This window comes from Ancylobacter oerskovii, assembly GCF_018390555.1.
GTDB classification, from domain to species: Bacteria; Pseudomonadota; Alphaproteobacteria; order Rhizobiales; family Xanthobacteraceae; genus Ancylobacter; species Ancylobacter oerskovii.
Genome location: NZ_JAHBGB010000006.1, coordinates 364717 through 385432, shown reverse-complemented (window position 1 = coordinate 385432; position 20716 = coordinate 364717). Strand labels below are relative to the sequence as shown.

9 protein-coding genes, 1 tRNA gene and 2 pseudogenes are annotated in these 20716 nt (G+C 64.0%); 7 read left to right on the top strand and 5 right to left on the bottom strand.

Annotated features, from left to right (window positions below; genetic code table 11):
* Positions 1 to 12 precede the first annotated feature (12 nt).
* Positions 13 to 783: pseudogene (locus tag KHC19_RS06940) on the top strand (heme ABC transporter ATP-binding protein); the annotation flags it as partial.
* Between the two features lie 75 nt (positions 784 to 858).
* Here KHC19_RS06940 and KHC19_RS06935 read toward each other — a convergent pair.
* Positions 859 to 1428, bottom strand: a complete 570-nt coding sequence (locus KHC19_RS06935) for a hypothetical protein (protein WP_213351612.1) — start codon at positions 1426 to 1428, stop codon at positions 859 to 861.
* A gap of 535 nt (positions 1429 to 1963) precedes the next feature.
* Between KHC19_RS06935 and KHC19_RS06930 the strand changes: the two genes are divergently transcribed.
* The 3 genes from KHC19_RS06930 to KHC19_RS06920 all read left to right on the top strand — a co-directional run bounded on the left by KHC19_RS06930 (position 1964) and on the right by KHC19_RS06920 (position 3225).
* Positions 1964 to 2233, top strand: coding sequence for a hypothetical protein (locus tag KHC19_RS06930; RefSeq protein ID WP_213351611.1), 270 nt, complete (start codon positions 1964 to 1966; stop codon positions 2231 to 2233).
* Positions 2234 to 2381: 148 nt separating this feature from the next.
* The gene (locus KHC19_RS06925) at positions 2382 to 3080 is read left to right on the top strand and encodes an alpha/beta hydrolase family protein (protein ID WP_213351610.1); all 699 of its coding nucleotides are present in this window, start codon (positions 2382 to 2384) and stop codon (positions 3078 to 3080) included.
* Between the two features lie 55 nt (positions 3081 to 3135).
* Positions 3136 to 3225 (top strand) — tRNA-Ser (locus KHC19_RS06920).
* Between the two features lie 576 nt (positions 3226 to 3801).
* Here KHC19_RS06920 and KHC19_RS26425 read toward each other — a convergent pair.
* A pseudogene (locus KHC19_RS26425) lies at positions 3802 to 4827 on the bottom strand (recombinase family protein); the annotation flags it as partial.
* A gap of 741 nt (positions 4828 to 5568) precedes the next feature.
* Between KHC19_RS26425 and KHC19_RS06910 the strand changes: the two are divergent.
* The 3 genes from KHC19_RS06910 (at position 5569) to KHC19_RS06900 (ending at position 16124) form a co-directional block, all read left to right on the top strand.
* The gene (locus tag KHC19_RS06910; protein WP_213351609.1) at positions 5569 to 8808 is read left to right on the top strand and encodes an STY4851/ECs_5259 family protein; all 3240 of its coding nucleotides are present in this window, start codon (positions 5569 to 5571) and stop codon (positions 8806 to 8808) included.
* Entirely contained in the window at positions 8805 to 14918 is a 6114-nt protein-coding gene (locus KHC19_RS06905; protein ID WP_213351608.1) for a DEAD/DEAH box helicase, read from the top strand. Before KHC19_RS06910 ends, KHC19_RS06905 begins: the two co-directional genes overlap by 4 nt.
* 222 nt (positions 14919 to 15140) lie before the next feature.
* Entirely contained in the window at positions 15141 to 16124 is a 984-nt protein-coding gene (locus KHC19_RS06900) for an HNH endonuclease (RefSeq protein WP_246548326.1), read from the top strand.
* A 3-nt stretch (positions 16125 to 16127) separates the two neighbouring features.
* Here KHC19_RS06900 and KHC19_RS06895 read toward each other — a convergent pair whose 3' ends face one another.
* The 3 genes from KHC19_RS06895 to KHC19_RS06885 all read right to left on the bottom strand — a co-directional run bounded on the left by KHC19_RS06895 (position 16128) and on the right by KHC19_RS06885 (position 20459).
* On the bottom strand, positions 16128 to 16577 hold the full coding sequence (locus KHC19_RS06895; RefSeq protein ID WP_213351607.1) for a very short patch repair endonuclease: 450 nt from the start codon (positions 16575 to 16577) through the stop codon (positions 16128 to 16130).
* Entirely contained in the window at positions 16555 to 17802 is a 1248-nt protein-coding gene (locus KHC19_RS06890; RefSeq protein WP_213351606.1) for a DNA cytosine methyltransferase, read from the bottom strand. Before KHC19_RS06890 ends, KHC19_RS06895 begins: the two co-directional genes overlap by 23 nt.
* A gap of 596 nt (positions 17803 to 18398) precedes the next feature.
* Positions 18399 to 20459 (bottom strand): DUF3363 domain-containing protein, encoded by a 2061-nt coding sequence (locus tag KHC19_RS06885; protein ID WP_213351605.1) that lies wholly within the window; start codon positions 20457 to 20459, stop codon positions 18399 to 18401.
* Positions 20460 to 20716 lie beyond the last annotated feature (257 nt).

Here is a 20716-nt window from a genome sequence, read left to right as displayed (position 1 = left end):
ATCGACGCACGCGAAGCCTATGAAGCGACGGGCATCGATTATGCCGTCCCCGGCCGGCTGCTGCTCGACGGCGCCGACCTCTCGATACGGCCCGGCCGGGTGACGGCGCTGATCGGCCCCAACGGGGCCGGCAAGTCGACGCTGCTGAAGGTGCTGTCCGGCGAGATGCGGCCGAAGCGGGGGCAGGTGAGGGTGGACGGGCAGGACATCGCGGCGCTGGGGCCGGCCCGGCTCGCCCGCCGGCGGGCGGTGCTGCCACAGGACGTGCAGGTGGCCTTCCCCTTCACCGTCGCCGAGGTGGTGGCGATCGGCCTGCCGCCGGGCGAGCGGGCGCCGGCGCGCATTGCCGGGGCGCTGGCAAAGGTCGATCTCGCCGGATTCCGCGACCGGCCCTATGCGGCGCTGTCCGGCGGCGAGCAGCAACGGGTGCAGATCGCCCGCGCGCTGACCCAGCTCGCGGGCTGCGACGGGCCGGGCTACCTGCTGCTCGACGAGCCGACCTCCAGCCTCGACCTGTCGCACCAGTTGATGGTGGTGGAACTCGCCCGGCAGGTGGCGCGGGCCGGCGGCGGGGTGGCGGCGGTGCTGCACGACCTCAACCTTGCGGCGATGATCGCCGACGAGATCGTGGCGCTGAAGGGCGGCAAGGTGGCCGCGCGCGGCACCCCGGCCGAGGTGCTGACCGATGCGGTGGTTGCCGATCTCTATGGGGTGACGGCGCGGATCGGCATCGCGCCGACGGCGGGGCCGTTCCTGCTGCCGCAGGCGATGGCGCGCGCCTGACACACCGGGAAAGGCGAGCCGCCGGGGGAGGCGAAACCTCCCCCGGCGGGCATGTCGTCCGCCTTGCCGGCCCGCTTACTTCAGCTTGTCGACGTCGATGCCGAAGGTGACGGCGCCGATGTTCTGGTCCTTCTCGGAAATGGCGACGCTGACCTGGGCGATCTTCTTGCCGCCGTCTTCCTCGACCTTGTCGACGAAGATGGCGCCCGGGCCGACCGGATAGGTCTTCTGCCATTTGGCCTCGTCGGCCTGCCACATGTCGGAGGTGTCGTCGGTCTGGCCGACATTGAGGCCATAGCCGTCCATGACGAAGGCTTCGGTGATCACGCCGCCCGAGGCTTCCTTCTTCTTGATCAGGAACTCGGCCAGCTTGTTCTTCATGGTGCTGTCGCGCAGCGCCTGGTCCTTGGCCTTCCACTTGTTGTCGAGTTCGTCGATGTCGGTCTGCATCAGCTTGGCGTGCGCCTTGTTGGAGGCCACCACGGCGGAGATCACCACCGGGTCGCTGAGCCAGGGCTGGATGTTCTTCTTCACATAGGCGGTCGCGGCCGCCGCGTGCGGCAGCTCGTCCTGCGCGAAGGCGGGGGCGAAGCCGAGCAGCATCGTCGCCGCGGCCAGCGCGGCGATTTTCATGCGGGTGGACATTGGCGTTTCCTCTTTGAAGGGACGATCTTGGCGTCGTCCGGCTTCAGCGTAACATGAAGTAAATAGCGAAATATAGAGGAATTTTTGAAGTGAAAAAGCGAATTGACGTTTATATTCGATTGTAAAAATACAAGAATATATTCGAATGGGCGATATTCGTTTCTTGGATATCCGAAATGATGTGGCGCTCCCATGCCCGTCGCTCACGAGAAGGAGGGCGTCCGGCTGCGCATTTGCCGCCGCCTCGATTCACCGCGTGCTTTCTCGGGTAAGGAGACGGCTTGTGCCGGTCGGCGGATCATCCTGCGCCTCGTTCTGGCATTCCAGATTCGATGTATAATGTTCTGTATTTTTCATGCCGATGCAGGCGCAAATCCTCGACATCGCCGCCCGTGCCTCGCGGACGGTGCGATCACCGAATGGTGTCGCGCCGTTGATGCAAATCCGGGTTAAACTCCGCGCAAAGGCGGCGCGTTCATGACGGCTCCGGCGCGCCGCAAAATCATAAGGGCCGTGATCTGGGAGGATCCGCGCGATGAAGCCTTCAATAGCTGAATTCCGACCCGACCCCATTCATGTCCAGATCGGTCGCGAGACCATCGAGATTCGCTCGGTGGCCTGTGCGGTGGATCTCCTGCGGTCGCTGCGCCATGACCGGCTGGGGCGCTATGCCGAGATGCTGCTGACGCAGCTGGAGCAGGCGCGGGAGCCGGCGCAGCAGGCCCATGCCTGGGCCGCCTTCCGTAGCTGGTCGATGGCCTGCGGCCTGCACGGCGGCGAACAGGGCCGCTCGCACGCCGCCTGACCGCTGCCGGCGCCTTCCTCAGCCGATCGCGAGGCGGCGTGCCATCCCGATGGTGCGCCGCAAAATCGCCGTTGGCGAGGCGTCATCTCGTCCGCTATCAAGCGAGGGCAGTTCCTCGGCGGGACGGACGGGAAGACGAATGCGGGGCATGCGCGTGGGAATCGGGCTCATTGGCCGGGCGATAGGGCCGGCCGCCGGTGCGGCGGGAGTGGCGCTGTGCGCGACTCTGCTTCTGGGCGCACCGGTGCGGGCGGAGCCGTTTCCCTCGACCGGGCCGTGGGCCCTCACCCCGGCGCCTGGCGCGCCTTCCCGGCCGCTGCCGCTCCCCCAGCCACCGCTGGTGCTGCTGCTGGATGGTCTCGGCGTCTATGTCGAGAACGACTATGTCGGCGTTTCCGCCTTGTCCCGCCCCTTGCGCCAGCAGGGGTTCCGCACCCGCAGCGACACGCATTTCCTCAACCGGCAGGCCGGTGCGGTGCCGGAGGTGATCATCGGCCATTCGCTCGGCGGTTCGACGGCGCTGAATTTCGCCCGCGACCTGATGCGCCGGGGACATGCCGCGCCTCTGGTGATCACCATCGATGCGGCGCCCGGATCGCCGGCCTGCCCGGTGGCGCGTTGCATCAATATTCACGGCCCCGGCTTCCCGGATGTGCGCGGCGCGCGCAACATCGACGCCTGGGCGGCGGGCGCCCGCTTCGTCAGCCATGCGCAACTGCCGACGCATCCGGCCGTGGAGGCGCTGGTGCTCGATTTGACCGGGGCCTACATGGCGCAATGGTCGTCGGCCCAGGCCGCGCGCGTGCCGGAAGCCGCGACCGGCGGGATGCGACCAAAGGGGGGATAATCGGCGCCGCCTCTTGCATTCGCCGGCCGGTATGGGATGTACGGTCGGGCAGGCGGGAAGGGTGGCCGAGTGGTTTAAGGCAGCGGTCTTGAAAACCGCCGTGGGTGCAAGCCCACCGTGGGTTCGAATCCCACCCCTTCCGCCATTTCAGTCCCAAACTGGGCACGCCTAGAGTCGCCGATTTTCCTCCTGAGACGGCAGCCAGCGTTCTGAGCAGGTCTCCTTTCGATCCGATGATGCGGACTTCCTTCGCTCCGACCTCCACGCGCTGAGCCAAGGCGCGCAAATGATCGCGCCGGTAGCCTCCGCCTTCGATGCGCATGCGCTTGCGAGCGATGTCGGCGAAACGCGCCACCATGGCCGGCGTGACGGCATCTTCGCCTACCGTCGCGAGAGAGGTCTGAGCGCGGGCTATATCGGCATTGGCTTGGTCTCGGATCGCCTTTAATCTATCGATCCGTTCCTTCAGAGCGGGATCGGTGATGTCGGCGACACCTGATTCGATGGCGTCATAGAGCCGGCGTAGTCGCTGATCTGCCTCTGTGGCGCGCTTGTTGAGCTCGGCAATGTGCCCGCGGCGGCGCTCAAGGCGCTCCTGGCGGTTGGTGAGCATTGAAGCGAGGATTTCCTGCAGCCGCTCCGGCTGAAGGAGGCGCTGCTCGATGTGGCTGGCTACAAGGGTGTCGAGCGTCTCCATCGGAATGGCGCGACCCGAGCAGCCGGTTTCTCCCTGCCGCGCTTTGATCGAGCAGGCATAGTAGCGATAGCGTCCGCTCTTACCGGTACGGATGGTCATGGCCCCGCCGCACTGGGCGCAATAGCAGATGCCGGTGAGCAGCGTCGGGCCGCTCACAACGCGCGGCGGGACGATCTTGGGATTGCGTGCCTGAAGCTGCTCCTGCACGGCGTCGAAGACCTTGGTGTCGATCAGCGGCGGCACGGCGACCACCACCACCTCGCTCTCGGGCTTCTTCTGCTTGCTCTTGGAGCGGCTGTTGAACTGATGCTCTCCGACATAGGTGCGGCGAGTCAGCACCCGATGAAGCTGACCGATGCCCCAACGCCCGCCCTCGCGCGTGTAGATCCGGTTACGGTTGAGATGGCTGACGATGGCCTTCACGCCCATCGGACCGGAACGGCCATCACCATTCAGGGCTAGATCGAAGATAAGCCGCACGGTATCGGCGTGGAGCGGATCGATCTCAAGTTTCTTCTTCACCTTGGCGCCGCGCTGCTCGGCCTCGACCACGCGATAGCCGATCGGCGGGCGGGCACCGTTCCAGAAGCCCTGCCGGGCATTCTCCTTCTGCGCTCGCAGGACGTGCTTGGCATTTTCCTTCGACTGGTACTCGTCGAACAGCGCCATGATCTGCCGCATCATGACGTGCATCGGGTCGTCGCCCATCTCCTGGGTGATCGACACCAGCCGCACGCCATTGCGGGCGAGCTTCCTCACATAGAATTCCAGCTCGAAGTGATCGCGAAAGAAACGCGAGAAGCTGTGCACCACTACGACATCGAAAGGCGCTGGCTTCAGCGTGCCCGCCTCGATCATCCGCTGAAATTCGGGCCGGCGGTCATTTGTGGCCGAGGCGCCCGGCTCCACATAGGTCTCGACCAGTTGGTAGCCGCGCGCCTGGCAATGGGCTTCGCCCTGCCGGCGCTGGTCGGGGATCGATACATCGTGCTCGGCTTGCCGGGCTGTGGAGACCCGCAGGTACAAAGCGGCACGGAGCGGAACGGTCATGGCGGAGCCTTTCGTGTCAGGCGGTCATTCCCCTTGGATCAGCTCCTCCAGAATATCCCCGAACCACGCCTCGAAGACAGCGATCTCCGCCTCAGCCACCGGAATGTATTCCGGCCAGTCGTCGGTGACGGTCATGGGAGCGGGAGTTGGGGATGGCCGCCTCCTGCGACAGGGCGGCGGCGCGTCCGCGTAGAAGTAGAGGTTGTCGGGCAAGCGGCCCGGCGAAAATTGATATGTGGGGTATCGAGTGGGTGAATGTGAGCGTCTGGTCATTCCTAAAACTGACGCGACAGCGACGGATGACCAATAGCCGATCTATGACCGGAAATACGCAAAGCTTGCTTGACCCGAAGTGGCTACCTCGGCACGCCCATGCGAACGGCGGTTTTGCGCCCTCATCTTGGTCGTCAAAGCAACAAGGCCGATCTCCCGAAACCGGACATCAAATGGGTTGTGCGTCGTGCCTACAATCGGAACAGTCCGGACGTTACGCTTCCACCTTCAAACGGACTGTCGCGGCCATCGACACGCGGATTGCTGCAACGTGACTGGTCTGGCGATCGAGCAGTTTTCCTCATTCAATGTCAATTCACAGTAATGGACGCGGGCTGCTTCCTCGTGACGGCCTGCGGCGCAGACCTAGCAGGGGTAGAATCTGAGTGCCAATGAGCGCCTAACACGTCAGACTGTGTCGAGAACTGGTCTGGGGGCATAGGGGCGGTGACAGATTTGAGAGGAGCGTTGACCTCGCTTCTGGCGACTCGCGGTCTTGAGCAGCCCGACGGACGGCCTTTGTATGCCTATCGTTTTTCTCGCACCGATATCGAATCTTGCGGTGCCATCGTCCGTCGACATGGATCGTCGGCCCTGCGGGATCGCAGCGGTGCGGCGCTGGTCATTTGCCACATCGCGGAATGGTTTAGACGCGAGCGCGGAGGAGGCCATTGGGACTGGATAAGACCGCTCCGAACACTCGGCCTGGAATATGGCACTTACGCCTCAGTGCAGTATCGCGACGTCGAAGCATTGGTAAGCTTGGGGCTCCGGGTTTGGCGGCGTCCAGAGCCAACGGGAGGCGAGCGCCTCCTGGCGATCGTTCGCGAAGCCGGCTTTCCGGTCGCTTCTGTCCGCGAAGATCCTCGTATCGCGTCATGGCTGAAAAATTCGGTCCTGTGCGCTGAGCGCGGGTTTGCGACGCGCGACGCGGTTGGCGCGGAGGCGTGGCGAGTATCGGAGCGTCTGGCTCAAGCGCTATTCGATCCGGCTGTCGACCTGTGCGACAAGATCGTTGAACTGCGACGGCTGCTCCCGCCGGGCGATGCCGGCGGAGATCCCGTAGAATTTCTCGATGGATGCCGACCAGGCTGGCGCGACGAGTTGCCGTTCGATGTCGAGTGCGATGACATTCGTGGGCTGGTCGAACGGATCGTTCGAACACGAGAGGATGGCAGTGCCGCACTCGATGTGACCCGACGCCTGGTTCTTGCCAGAGATGGGTGGCAGGCGCGCGCCACACTTGGTCTGTCGGGAAATATCGACCTTCGTCGTTTGCCAAACTCGGTCGCCGCGGCGGTTCGCGACGGTCGGCGCCTTCGTGTGTTTCCTTGCTCTCCTTATTGTGACGAAATGGTCGCCGTCGCCGCGATCGAAACGTTCGACCAGGACGACGGACCGATCCATGAATTGAGGGCATTCGTCGCGCGGTTCGACGCCGCTCTCGCGCTAAAGGACGAAGCGCGTCTGCTCGTCCAGGCCGGTACGACGACGATCTCGCAATTCGTTGCCGCTGGCGGCGAAGCGCTTAAGGATCCTGTCGTCGCGCTAGACATCGAGCAACTCGATGAAGAGGGAAGGCCCGTAAGCCTGCGCGTCCTCGGGCCGTCCCCGGTACAGACAACCCGATCGAGGCTCGCCCTCGCTGTCAAACGACAATATTTCGAAGCCGTTTCCTTCTCCGCGGGCTTCGAGGATCTGGGTGCGGTGATCGGATCAGACCGCCGATTGGTCGCGTTCTCCGGAAGGGCGCGCTTTCGCCTGGACGATACTACGTGGTCCTGGCGAACGAGCGCCGAAAGTACGGTCGACGCACGTCTCGTGCTCATAGGAGATCTGCTGCGCGGCGTGCGAGAATCTGTATTCAGGGGCGTGCCGACCTGTTGGATCGAACGCGACGGCCATCTCATGGCGCCACGGCGCACCAACATGCGTTGGCGACCGAAAGGGCGCGGGACATGGCAGTCGATCGAAGATGCTCGTCCATGGGGCAACGTCGATCTGGCGATCATCGAGAACGGCGAATTGCGCCTGACGGTGGGGGCTGCCATCGTTCCACCGGACTTCGAGGTCAGCATCGATCCCGTCCGACGCCAACTTCGGGTCGAGGGCCTCCGAACCCGTCTTCTATCAGCCGGTGCCTCTGGGAATCTGACCGTCGCGTTCGACCGCGACGCGGCTATCGTCACGCTCGGTCCCCCGAGCGGCGTCGCAACGATCGTTCTACGACCGCGCTGGGATGCAGAACTCGCGATTACCGTATCGGACCCGAGCTATGATCTTTGTCTCGTCGATTCATCCGATCGCCCGATGTCCCCGCGCTCGATTCTCTCGCTCGATGCTTTGAAGGGTGTCCGCATCCGCTCAACCAGGGACGTTTCCCTGACCCTGGAACTTCGCGCGATCGACGCCCCGAGGCTGGCCGTGGTTCGGACGATTTCGGGCGAAGTTCCCCTGTCGACATTCGCCGATACGATCCACCAGCTTCTAGGGAGCTCCGAGAGTCTCGACGCGCGTATCGCGGTCGGTGCCATCGGCGCGGGCCAGCAGATCGCGGAGGTGCGTTGGTATGCGGAGGACGTCGATCCGTTCGACGCCCCGCGACCCAATGCTTTTTCGGTGCTCGCAACAACACATGGACTTGAGCTGAAGGCATTCTCCCTAGCACATCCCTCGGCTGGAACGGTTGCCGTGTCCGCACCAGCGAGCCAGGCCACCATGCGGGCGGAACTCTCGAAGGCTCTGCCTGCGGGGCCCTGGCTCGTCTATGGACACCGCCGGAATGGCGCGAGGATACGCCCGCGCATCGTCCCCGCCGCGCCGCGATCTTTCCAAGACGAGCAAACGCTTCTGGAGCGAGCTATCGGTACGGACGCTTCGGCTGCAAGGGCGGTGGCATTTGTCCGGGCTTATGCGCAGGCCGATCAGCTCTCGTCGCTCGATCGGAGAACGATCGTTACCCTCTTGACCGTGGCTCGCCGCGAGGGGCTCCCGATCTCCTCGATAGACGCGATCAAAGCGCTTGACGGCTCTCCCGCGCTTGCAACACTTCTGTTGGCGAGCTGCGATTCGCTCGATGAGCGCGCCGCCCTGCTCGACCTCCAACGCGACCTGCCTTTCCTCTGGTCATCGACCACGATCTCCAATTGGCTGGAGGCTTTCGCAGCCCGCATCGCGGACACGCGACGACGGCTCGCCGATGCGGGAATCGATGATACCATCACCTATCGCAGCATCCTGCTTGCCCTTCGCGAGATCGTTGCCCTCCGCCCCGAACTGGCAGGTCATGCCCGCGCTGTCTTCCTCGTGCTCGTGACGGCGGAAATGGCACGCGCGGGGAGGACGATCGAAAGCAGCGAAGGAAATTTTCTGAAGGTCCCCGTCGGCCATGGCACCCGTTCCGAAATAGATCGCCTGATCGCACGCCACGACGACACGGATATTCCACCGCGCGGTCTGTTGTCGCCGCGCGCTCTGATGGCGCAGCAACGCCACTTCGAACCCTATGACGAGCGATTTGCCGAGACCATCGCGACACCGTTGGCGATAGCCGATCACGCCGCCGGACGGATGGACCTCTCGGTCCAAGAGATTCGACGATGTCGGGATGTCTGGCTGTTCGATCCGGAATATTTCGAGACGATGGTGCCGGTCGGCATCGAGAAGCGACTGCGAGAGGCCACGACGATGGGACAGGGACGGGCATGATCGATCTCGATCGAATGATGACGCGACTGCCAACGCAGGCCGCCGACGCCATCCTCGGCATGCTGCGGCCGAAATCCCGAACATTGGCCCGCCACCTGCGCGGCATCTGGTCCGCGCCGGCTGGCGTGGAGGGCTCACTCATCGCGGAGCCGTTCATCGAAGGCGCCTTTCCCTGGTTGCCCCTGGAGGGGGGGTGGGATGCGCTCGATCCATCGATCCTGCATCCCGGAACGATCGACGTACTGCGTACCGTATCCTTCCCGCCCTATGTCCATCAGGCACGAGCCTGGAAGCTGCTGACATCGGCGGATCCAACCTCCGTTATCGTGTCGAGCGGCACCGGTTCCGGCAAGACGGAGTGCTTCCTGGTTCCCATCCTCGATCGTCTCGTGCGGCTCTCGGATAACGGCAGGCGGCCGATCGACGGTGTGCGCGCGTTGATGCTCTATCCACTGAATGCGCTCATCAGCAGTCAGGAGGAGCGGCTCAGCCGATGGTTCGAGCCGTTCGGCGGAAGCCTGCGCTACTGCCTCTACAACGGGGAGACCCCGGAGGCTGTGCGCGCGGCTTCGCGTACGGAAAAGCCTTGGCGCGTCGGCGACCGCACGGCCCTTCGGGCGTCGCCGCCCCCGGTGCTCGTCACGAACGCCACGATGCTCGAATACATGCTCATCCGTCAGAACGACGCGCCGATCCTCGCCGCCTCGCAAGGGAAGCTTGACTTCATCGTGCTCGACGAGGCCCATTCCTACATGGGAGCGCAGGCGGCGGAGATCGCGCTCCTGCTCAGACGCGTCGCGCTCGCGTTCGGGCGCCAACCGAGCGACATCCGATACGTTGCGACCTCGGCCACGATTGGTGGTGCAAACGCCAAAGCGGACCTACATCGCTTTCTGCAAGATCTATCGGGAGCCCCCGCCGAGGCGATCCACGTCGTCGAAGGTCACCGGGCGCCGCTGCCTTCCGCCCCAACGCGATACGACGCTCGCAGCATCGACTCTGGTGATCTGTCCGGTCTCGCGCCCGAGATCAGTGGCGGAATCCTCGCGGGGTCGAGCCTGTTGCGCGACACGCGCGAGGAGTTGCGCAGCGGTAGGATCTTCTCCTGGCGGGACTGGTCGGAACGCGTGACGAAGCTCGCCGGAGCGCCGGCCGATCCGACCGCGATGCTCGTCGAAGCGGCGCGAGCGAAGGACCCGCACGCGGATCCGGTGATGGCCGAGTCTGGTAGCGACTCCATCCTGCCCAATCGGGTCCATCTCTTTCATAGGACCATCGCCGGTCTTTGGGCGTGCATCGACCCGGAATGCCCTGAGAGCCCATCCCGTCACGAGGGCTCCGATTGGCCGTATGGCGCGATCTTCTCGGATGCACACGAGCATTGCCCGCATTGCTCGTCGATCGTTCTCGAATGGGTTTGCTGCACCCTGTGCGGCGACGGTGCCCTACGTGCTGAGGAATACGACAACGCCTCACGGATTGCGCCTTGGAGCGACGGTAATGACGAGGACGGCTTCGAACAGACACTCGAACGAGAGGATCCTGCGGAGGTGATGGAGGACGAGGAGGAAGAGGCTACCACTGCCGATGCTCCCACGATCGTCTCTCGCCGCTACCTCGGTCTGCCGGTCAAGGCCGGTTCGATGCGATTCGAATTGGACCTCGCCACCGGAATCTTGGACACGACAGCGGAACGGCGGCTCACCTTCGCTGCTAGCCCCGATATCTCGATCTGTCCGACATGCGGCAAGGCCCCAAGTCGCGTCGATCCTAGGAGGGGCGCCATGCGTCCCGTCGTTGCCGGCGCCCCCTTCCTTATGGCCCAGATCACGCCAGGGTTTCTGGCGGATCTGTCTCCGGAAACGACCGCGATCGAACCGCTGCCCTTCGACGGCCGACGGCTCATCACGTTCACCGATGCTCGACAGGGGACCGCGCGTCACGCCGCGAACGTCCAGATCGCCTCGGAACGGACCTTCGTGCGTGGTTTCATCTACCAGTTCGCTCAGGAACGGCCGGCGGCCGATCCGGCGAGGATCGGAGAGTTGAACCAGCAGATCGATGGCCTGCGAAAGCATCCGGACAATGCTCTGTTCACGAAGATGGCCCACGACCTTGAGCAGGAGCGCTCTCGGTTGACGGACGGCGGCGCTAAACCGTGGCGTGATCTCGTGCGGCGGTTGGCATCCCACACGACCGTCGACCATTTCCTGCGCGCGCTCTGGACGACCACGAACCGGGATCCGCGGTTCGACGACCCGGAAACCCTTGCGGAATTCCTCCTCTATCGCGAGGCTATGCGGCGACCCGTTCGGGCCAATTCGGCTGAAACGCTCGGCCTGTTTCGCTTCGAGCTACCCGGCATCGATGACGCCACCGTGCCGCTACCAGCCTCGGCCCGTGCGATGGGGCTGACCGAAGCGGATTGGCGGGATCTCCTGCGATTGCTCGTCACCCACTTCCTGAGAACCAACGTCGCGCTCGATTTCGAGCGCTGGTGGTTGAACTGGATCGATCGCCGGCAGAGCCACATCGAGGTCAGACCCTGGGCGCCCGGTGAGAAATCCAGTCGCTACGAAAGGCTCTGGCCCAACCCCTACGGGCCACGATTGACTCGCATCGTGCGGTTGCTCTTCCAGGCCGTTGGTCTCGATCCAGAGGATCGTTCGGACAAGGACAAGGTGGCGGAGGTCCTCGGCGATGCGTGGCGCACGCTCCTGCGCTTCATGACGCAGACCGAAAATGGCTATCGCCTGAAACTTGGAGCCCTCTCCGTAGCAAAAGTCGAAAAGGCATTCTGGTGTCCAACGACGCGCCGCGTCCTCGATACGACATTGCGCGGATTGAGCCCTTATGACGTTGATGGAGTCCATCCGACGGCCACCCCGATCACCATGCCGACATTGCACTATCCCTGGCGCAGGGATCCGGCCGGGCTCGCGGTGGACGAGGACACGTTGGACGGCTGGCTCGCCGACGATCCGATCGTGAGAGAATTGCGGGATGCCGGGCGATGGGGTGATCAGCACGACAGAGCAGCGAAATTCTCGCCCTGGCTTCGCGCCGCCGAGCATTCGGCCCAACAGGCCAGCACGACGCTTCGACGGTATGAGCGTGAGTTCAAGGCCGGACAGATCAACGTTCTCGGCTGCTCAACAACGATGGAAATGGGCGTCGACATCGGCAGCATCGAAGCCGTCCTGAACAGCAACGCGCCGCCAGAGATCGCCAACTATCGGCAGCGCGTCGGTCGGGCAGGGCGACAGCGGCAGCCCATCGCGGTGGGATTGACGCTGTGCAAGGACCGCCCACTTGACCGTATGACGATCGCCAATCCGCTTGACTATCTCTTGCGCCAGGTCAAGACGCCGCGGGTTAGCCTTGAGAGCCCGACGATCGCGACGCGCCACGCGGCCGCCCTGCTGCTAGCCAGATTCCTCGCCGGCTTGGGCGCCGAGCTGCACAAGCTCACCAACGGTACATTCTTCGGACTCTCGAACGATACAATCCCGCACTCAGAGCAGGTACCGGCCATCGCCTTCCTGGCGTGGCTCGACACCGTACCCAGCGACCCCGGGACGAACGAGCAATTGTCCACGCTCCTCGCAGGAACACCGGTCGCGCCGGGTTGGGATCTGATCGAGGTTCTCCGCGGTCGAATCGGCCGCATTTCCGCGGAGATGCACTCCGAATGGGAGGCGCTCGCGGCCGAGGTGCCTGCCACGCCGACCGGGGACGTCGAACTCGCAGCGGTCAACAAGGCTCGCGAGCTCCAGCGTCGGCGCCTCGAACGCGGATATCTGCTCGGCGAGTTAGCGGGACGGGGATTCCTTCCGTCCTACGGATTTCCCACGGATGTCGTCCAATTCGTCACCGAAACCGCTGGCGAGAAGGCGGCGAAGCAGCGTGCGGCCGACGCCGGCGAGGAGGCCCAGGAGCGCAGTTTCGGCCGCGGCTATCCCTCGCGCTCTCGCGAGGTCGGCATATACGAATACGCGCCGGGACGCGGCATCGTGGTGGACGGCGTGGTTCGAGAATCATCCGGCGTGACGCTCAACTGGCAGCGACCGGTCTCGGAAGCCGGCCTGCGCGAGATCCAGAGCCTTCGCACCATGTGGTCCTGTAGGACCTGCGGCGCGCTCGCGTCGAAGCCTTCCGCCGTCGAGGAGACGCCATGTATCGAATGCGGATCGAGCAACCTGGAAGCCAGACGGTATCTCAGTCCGAGCGGCTTCTCCGTCGACGTCCGGTTCAACGTGCACGACGATCCATCGGACGTCGGGAGTAGCAAGGTCGTCGATCCCTGGGTGTCCGCGCGAGAGGCGCCTTGGCGTTCGCTACCCGACCCCGATGTCGGACGGGTTCGGGCGAGCGCCGATGGGACGGTCTTTTGGTTCAATCCCGGCGACTATGGCCATGGTTATGCCTTGTGCCTCCACTGCGGCCGCGCCGAGTCGGAGCCCGAGGCCTCCGGGGGACCGGGACTGTCCCTGCACAGACCGCTGCGAGGCGCACCCACTGCGATCGATCAGGTCACCTGCAGCGGCGCGCCTGAGTTCGCGCCTTATGCCGTGACGCGCAATCTCATGCTCGGCCACGAGATCCGAACCGATCTGTGCGAGATTCAGCTTTACGAGTGTCGATCCAGGGACATCGCACTCACCCTCGCGCTCGCGCTGCGTGAGGCGGTAGCGGATCGCCTCGGTATCGATGCCGACGAAATGGGCTTCGCGGCACCGGCTGCGCCGAACGTTCGCGGCCGCGACAACTTCAGCGCCGTCGTCTTTGATCGGGCGAGTGGTGGCGCCGGTTTCTCGACGACCATTTCGCGCGATCCGGTGGGGCTGTTGCGCGAGGCGGCGGCCCATCTGGACTGCGCGCGCCCAGGACGGTGCGGCGATCCCGACGCCCAACGCGCCTGTCCCGGCTGTGTCCTGGCGCCGGACGCCCAACACGTAGCCGACGCGACGGATCGCGCAGGCGCCGCGGCGCTGCTCGCCGCTACGATCGATCGAATCGCCCTTCCGGATCAGCATAGCCTGTTCGGAGATGCGACGGTGTACGAAGCCGCGCCGCTCGCCGACGCCCTCAACGAACGCATGTCCGCGGATCCGAAGACCGAATTGACCGTCGTCCTTCACGGCAGCCCGCAGGAATGGGATTTCGATGCATGGCCAATGGCGCCGATCGTCGAAAGATGGGGCGCGCGTGGAAGAACCGTAATCGTCTCGGTCGATGCAGACGCCGTGACCGGCGCCGACGCCGTGACCCGGCGGCGCATCGCGCTCTGGATCGAGCGCGCGCGCGCAGTCCTGCGCGGCGTGTCCAGCGCCGAACGTGATCTTCTCTCCGTCACGAGAAGTGGCGATCGTGTGACGGCCTGGCGATCGTTCGACGCCGCAGCCTATCGCATCGCCGCGACCTGGGCGAGCACCTCGGCCGCGCCCGTCGTGCGCGGCCCGGTCGATCCTTCGGAGCAGGACGCCGTTCCTATCGATTCTCGTGCGCTGTTGATCGAGCGCGTGCACGAGACCATTTTCGAAGTGTCACAGGAGATTGACGGACCGGCGACCGATTTCGGGCAGCGGCTCAGACGCGCAATGATGATGCGGAACGATGCCCTGAAGGCCGTCTTCGCGGAGCCCTGTCTCGAACTCACCTACTCGGATCGTTATCTTTTCAGCCCCCTGGTCGCGCGGCTCGTTACCGAGTTTCTCGCCGGATTCGCGAACGTCGATACGATCATCAACGTGGACACGCTGGTCCAACGTCGCGACGGTCGTCGACCGCGAGCTGGTCGTACGGTGAGGGACGATTGGCCCGACGTCGTTGATCGTGACGCGGTCCTCCGCCACATGTTGGCGATGGTCGCGCCGTCGGCCAAGTTGCGTCTGCACCAGCACCTGCCGCACAGGCGCCGGCTCGACTTTCGAACCAGCGGGGGGGCCGGCACAATATTCTTCGATCAAGGAGTCGGCTCATGGACCACCCAGGGGGTGGTCGCCTTCGATCCGCTGGCATCACTACAGATGCAGCTCGCCGCCGTTCAATCACCCTTCGTGGTCGAGAACGGACCCAATGGCACGTTCTTCGCTGTGAGGTTGGATTGATCGCGCGAACGGTTGTGAAACCACGGCATTCGGGCTGGAGCCCGCGGAGCTTGAGAGCCTTGGTTGGCCGTTGCGAAGGGGGCATATCCGCTCGATCGTCGACCGCTCACCCTGATTGCGGATGTCGAAGAACCAAGGCGTCTGCATTAGGCGCTTTGAAATCGCGAACGAAGAAGACATGATCGCGCGGTGCGATACTGGTGGGTCAACCACGCGCAGACGATGCGCCAGGAGATCGCGGGCGGCTATCTCTGGTCGCCCGTGACCGAGGCCAATGGTGCTCGTAGCCGATTCTACGACAACATGCGCGCCGCATCACCAGGCGATATCGTCCTCTCCTACGCGGAGGGACGCGTCGGAGGAATTGGCATCGTCGCGGACTTCGCGATCAGTGCGCCGAAACCCGAGGAATTTGGCAGGATCGGCGCGTATTGGAGCGCGGTCGGATGGCTGTTGCCTGTGCAATGGCTCGACACCGAATTGGCTGTACGACCAAAGGACTTGCTGTCTCGCCTGGCACCATTGCTACCACCCACTCATTCCCCGATCCAACCTCTCAGCGGCAATGGCAACCAGAAAGCGTATCTCGCCGAGGTCGATCGAGGTGTCATCGATCTAATCCTAGAAGCTGCGCGTCTTCCTCACCTCGATCTTCTAGCCGTACCGAGCACCACGAACGCGGATTTCGCGACGACCCTCGACGACCTAGTCGAGCGTAGCATCCTCGATGACGCCTCACTTGACGCCACGGTTCGCGAACAATTGACCCGCGCACGTCGCGGGCAAGGCCTCTTCCGCAAGCGTGTCCTCGAAGTCGAGCCGAGCTGCCGCATCACTGGAGTCGATAAGCCCAGCCTACTGATCCCCAGCCATATCAAGCCATGGCGCGCCTGCGGAACGGCAGCCGAACGGCTCGACGGGTTCAACGGCCTTATGCTGGCCCCGCACGCCGACTTCCTATTCGATCACGGCCTTATTGGATTCGAGGAGGACGGGCACTCCCTGTTCTCATCGCAATTGAAGGACGCAGACGCGGTGAAGCTTGGTCTTCATATGATCCAGCGCCCACCGCCACGTCCGATGAGGGCCGAAAGTCATGATTATATCCGGCCATCGCAGCACGGTTTTCATACCGTGACCCAGAAGTGCGATAGCCTCCTGTGGTATGCGCGATCCGGAAAGCCAACGCATCTGAGCCGCTCTTGAAGCTCAGACGCGCTTCCCCTCGATACGACCGCTGGCCGCCCTCACCGAGGCTTCGATCCGGTCGGCCGCGGCCGCGATCGGTTCGTGCTCCCAGATGCGCATCACCTTCCAACCCGTTTCAATCAATTTGCGGTCGGTGTCTCGATCGCGGGCAATATTGGCCTCGATCTTCTCGCGCCACCACACCGCATTATTTTTCGGCCAAGTGCCGTGCGTCGGGCAACCATGCCAGAAGCATCCATCGAGAAGGACGGCCGTCCGCGCACCCAGGAAAACGATATCGACGGTACGACGCGAGCCTGTCAGTAAGCGCTGATGTAGGCGGAACCGCAGACCTCGGCGGTGCAGCTCGGAACGCAGGGCGCGCTCGCGTGAATTGTCGCGTGCCGTTGTCGCTGCCATCCGTTTAGAGGTCGCCGGTGCGACGGCTTCAAGACGCTTCGGCCGCGTCATGCACTGCAATATGGTGATGGAGATCGAGGCGAAAAGCCTCCTCGTATCGCAAGGTGCTTCGTTCAAGCCGGGAAAGGAAGCCGGACGCAGCCTTGCGGGACAACGGTTTCACAACTCCAGATAGGAATGAGGCGAGGTGCTGCTGTGGGCGGGCGACCGGCCATTCCGACACCGTGGATCGGCCTCGCTGGCCCTCGCATCCCCAACCGGCACTCGGCCAGCGGGTCCCGGTGAGCAAGGGTTCGTCGTCGCTATGATACTCGCCCGCGTGCTGCAGTCGCTCCGCGATCCACGCGGCGAAGGGTACGCTTACGGCATTGCCGACCAAACGCCAGCGTTGGCGAGCCTGCCGAGCATCCTCGCCGCAAACCTCCGTCCATTTTGGATCGAACCCCTGTAGGCGTTCCGCATCCTCGATTGAGGGCACGCCGATCAATCGACGCCTCGGGAACCAGATGGCCGGCGGCGATGGGATGTGCAGTGATGACCCACCTTTGAGCGGAGGTGTCGCATCGATGGCCCATCCAATGCCGGTGTTGCCCTCCGTCCAGTAAAAGCCACACGCATGTACCCCGCGTTTGTCGATCAACGGCGCACGGGCGTCGATTCCGAGCAGGGCCGGCCGTGGATCATTTACGCGAGAGGCGAGGATCACCACCCGCCGGCGTCGCTGCGGCAGGCCGAAGGAGCGCGCATCCACGGTGCGATAGGCCCACATGAAACCCATCGCCTCAAGCTCGGTTGCGATCCGATCGATGGCGCGTCCACCATCGAGGCTGAGCATGAATGGAACGTTCTCAAGAACCAGCCATGCAGGCCCCGGCCTAGCCTTCCGGAGAAGCTCAAGCAGTACGTCGATCAGGCCCGAGTTTGGCCCCGAGATTCCCTTCCTGCGACCAACCTGGCTGAGATCTTGGCAGGGGAATCCCGCGGTCAAGACATCGCAGTCAGGCAGCTTGCCCACAGTGCGAACATCGTCGCTTATCTGCACTTTGGGGAAGCGATTGGCGAGGACCGCACGGGCGCGATCGTCTGCGTCACAGAGCAGGACGCTCCGATGACCGTGTTGATGAAAACCGCATTCGAGCCCCCCGATGCCAGCGAACATGCCGACGACGGTGAAATGCTTCTTAGAAATCGGTCCGGGTGCGGGTGGAGCGCCGGTTAATACGGTGCCCTCCATTTGCGAGTCGAGAGGTTCGCCTAGGATCGATTTCAGGAACATTTCACGAGCTGCTCTCAGAATACAAAATGATGACTCGATTGAGCGTAGCACGATGGCGATTCCACCTCGAGGACAATCGCTCAGCTGACTAGGGGCATCTTGGATCGCGTCTCGGCACTCGACAAGGCCGACGACTAAAGCCTGGCTAGCGGAAGCAGCGTCCTGTCAGCGCCGTAGCGGTCGCGAATGTCCGAGATGGCGCGCGAAATCTACCGCCAGAATTGTGCGACCGAGCGGCAGGTTCCCTCATTTGGGCCACCAAAACCGGACAGGCAGGATACGGCCCCCAAACCGTCATTGGTGATAGCCGCTGCGAACGTGTCCTCCCGGCGTATCCTCCGCGTCCAAAATCCCATCGGAAGTGAGAGGCTGCTCACAACACTCCTTTCGCGATGACCAGCCCCTGCCGGTCTGCCGCGGCTGGGTCAAGGCCGCAGCCGCGTGAGCGGTGGCGCGGAGCGCCAGCCTTGAGGCAGTGGTGGCTGACCGGCACTCTGTTCTGCGCAGAAGATCCCTTCTTGAACTGCTGTTGTGGGCGGGGTGACGCCGATCGGCACTATTCCATCCGGGAGCGACATCAGCTTGGGACCGAGCGTTCACAACCCCAACCCCCTCTGCCGACCGATGCTCCACTCGATCCCGCCATCCCCGCGCATGACGCCTGAGATGTGACGGCCGATCTGCTTGTCGAGAACCGGTTGCCAGGGCACGAGCTGGAAGCCGAGGCCGTCCTCCAGCATAGCGAAGCGCCCGGAGATCAGCTGAAGCTGGCGGGTGACAGTGCCCGAGACATACTCGCCACGGCCAGACGGGCGGTAGGCCAGACCGGTGGACTTGGCGAGGTCGGCAGCAACGCGCTCGACCTCTCGACGCTGGAGACGGTTGATAAGATCGGGCGCCTCGATGCCGCCGCCGGGGCCGCGGGTGGCGAAGCCCATGTCGACCAGCGTGGCTCGGCGCTGTTCGAGAGCGAGGGTGACGTCTCTGCCAAAGGCATTTGGTGAGCGCGGTGTCGGCGCGACGAGCTCCCGGTCGAGCCACGTGGCGCCGTCGGCGCTGATCTGGCGGTCGAGCGAGAGCTGCGAGGCGATCTTGATGCCCGGGCCTTCTCCGGTAAGCGAGCGGTCGTATGCCAGCCCGCGCTCTGGGAGATCCTTCGGAATGGTCCAGTGCTCGGCATGAACGCGCTCGACATGGCCGGCGCGCCGGAGCGCCTCCAGCCGGCGGATATGCGAGCGGATATAGGCCTCGGGGTCCTTGCCCTGTTCGGCGAAGCGGTCGCGGATGCGGGCGAGATGGGTGCCCGGACTGTAGATGCCATCCTGATCTGCGTTCTGCTGGATGTTGAGATCGACAACACGCGGCTGGGTGATCGGCGGCGTCACCTCGACGATCATGCCGCGTTGGAGCTCGTCGAGCCTGCTGGCGTCCGGGAACTCGACATGGTGGACGCGGGCGTCGACGCCATCAATCACGAGATAGCTGGCCTCGCTGAGGCCGTCGCCGGCCAGCCCCTTGCCCAGCACCCGGCCGGTCAGCGTCTGGTCCGGCTCCTGCCCATGGCGACGATACTGGCTGCTGCCACGCTCATCAGCAATGCCATTGTCTTTGAGTGCCTGATGTATGGAGCGCATGACATCGTTCTGCGCTTCGATCTCAATGAGCGTGGCCTGCGTGCGTGACGAGACCATCCACTCTCCGGCAAAATCCTCTCGGGCGAGGCCATAGGCTTCCAGCTTGCGCAGCCGGCCGATGAGCACGTCGCGGTTCTCGCGGATCAGCCGATTGCCGCTGGTGAACAGATCGACAAAGCCCTCGCGCTCCTGCTCCTGGATCAAGAGGCGATCCAGTCGGGTAAGCCGCTCAGCTCCCACCTCGGAGACGAGCTTCTGCTGAAGCTCGATCTCGCTCTGCGGGCCGAGTTCGCGGGTGACGATGTCGCTGGCTCTATGGCGTATGCCATGGGCGATGTAGTCGCCTGCTATGGTGAGAGCGCGTCCTTCATCGGTGACGCCACGCACCAGCACATGGGTGTGGGGATGACCGGTGTTGTGATGATCGACCGCGATCCAGTCGAGCTTCGTCCCGAGATCGCTCTCCATCTGTCCCATGAGCTCTCGGGTGAAGCCTTTGAGGTCGCCGAGCTCCAGCCCATCTTCCGGCGCGACGATGAAGCGGAACTGGTGGCGGTCCTCGCGGCCGCGCTCCAGGAAGGCCTTGCCGTCGACCTCATCCTCGGACGCCGAGTAGCAGCGACCCTTCTGCCGGTCGGGCGTCACGCCATCGCGCTGGAGATAGCGCAGATGAGCGTCGACCGCCTTGGCGGAAGCGCCGACCGTCTTCCTCCCGCCGCGGCCACGGACGACGCCGAGCTTCACCACCCGCGCCTTGACCACCACGCGGCGCGAGCGGTGTCGTCCACCAGCATCGGCCTTCCAGCCACGATCGACACTGGAGAGCGTACCCGCCGCCCGGACCCCGCGACCGCGGGCGTTGTAACGTCCGCCTCCCTTCCGGCCTGACCACCCGCCGGCCTCGCGCACGGCAATCTCGACTTGGCGCCGGAACGGCACCTTCGCAAAGCTACTTCCTCGCGTGCCGCGCTGGCGGATCCGGCCGGGCCGAACCCGGAACTTGTCGCTGTCTTCCTGTGCCATGCCGGCACGATGAGCGGCATCGCCTCAAAGCTTCAAGCGTAGAAAAGGCGGGTTCGCAGAGCAGCGTGCAAAGGCTTGCGATAGCGGGCAAAGGGTGGAGCGCACATTGCACTCCCAACCGACAAACATAATCCTGTTCAGAGCCTTAGCTCAGCCGGCCGCCTCGCCAGCACCTTGCACACTAGCCTCCGCACCTTCCTCCACACTGCAAAAACCAATGTGCAGACATCTAGATAATGTCGCCAGACATTGCGATC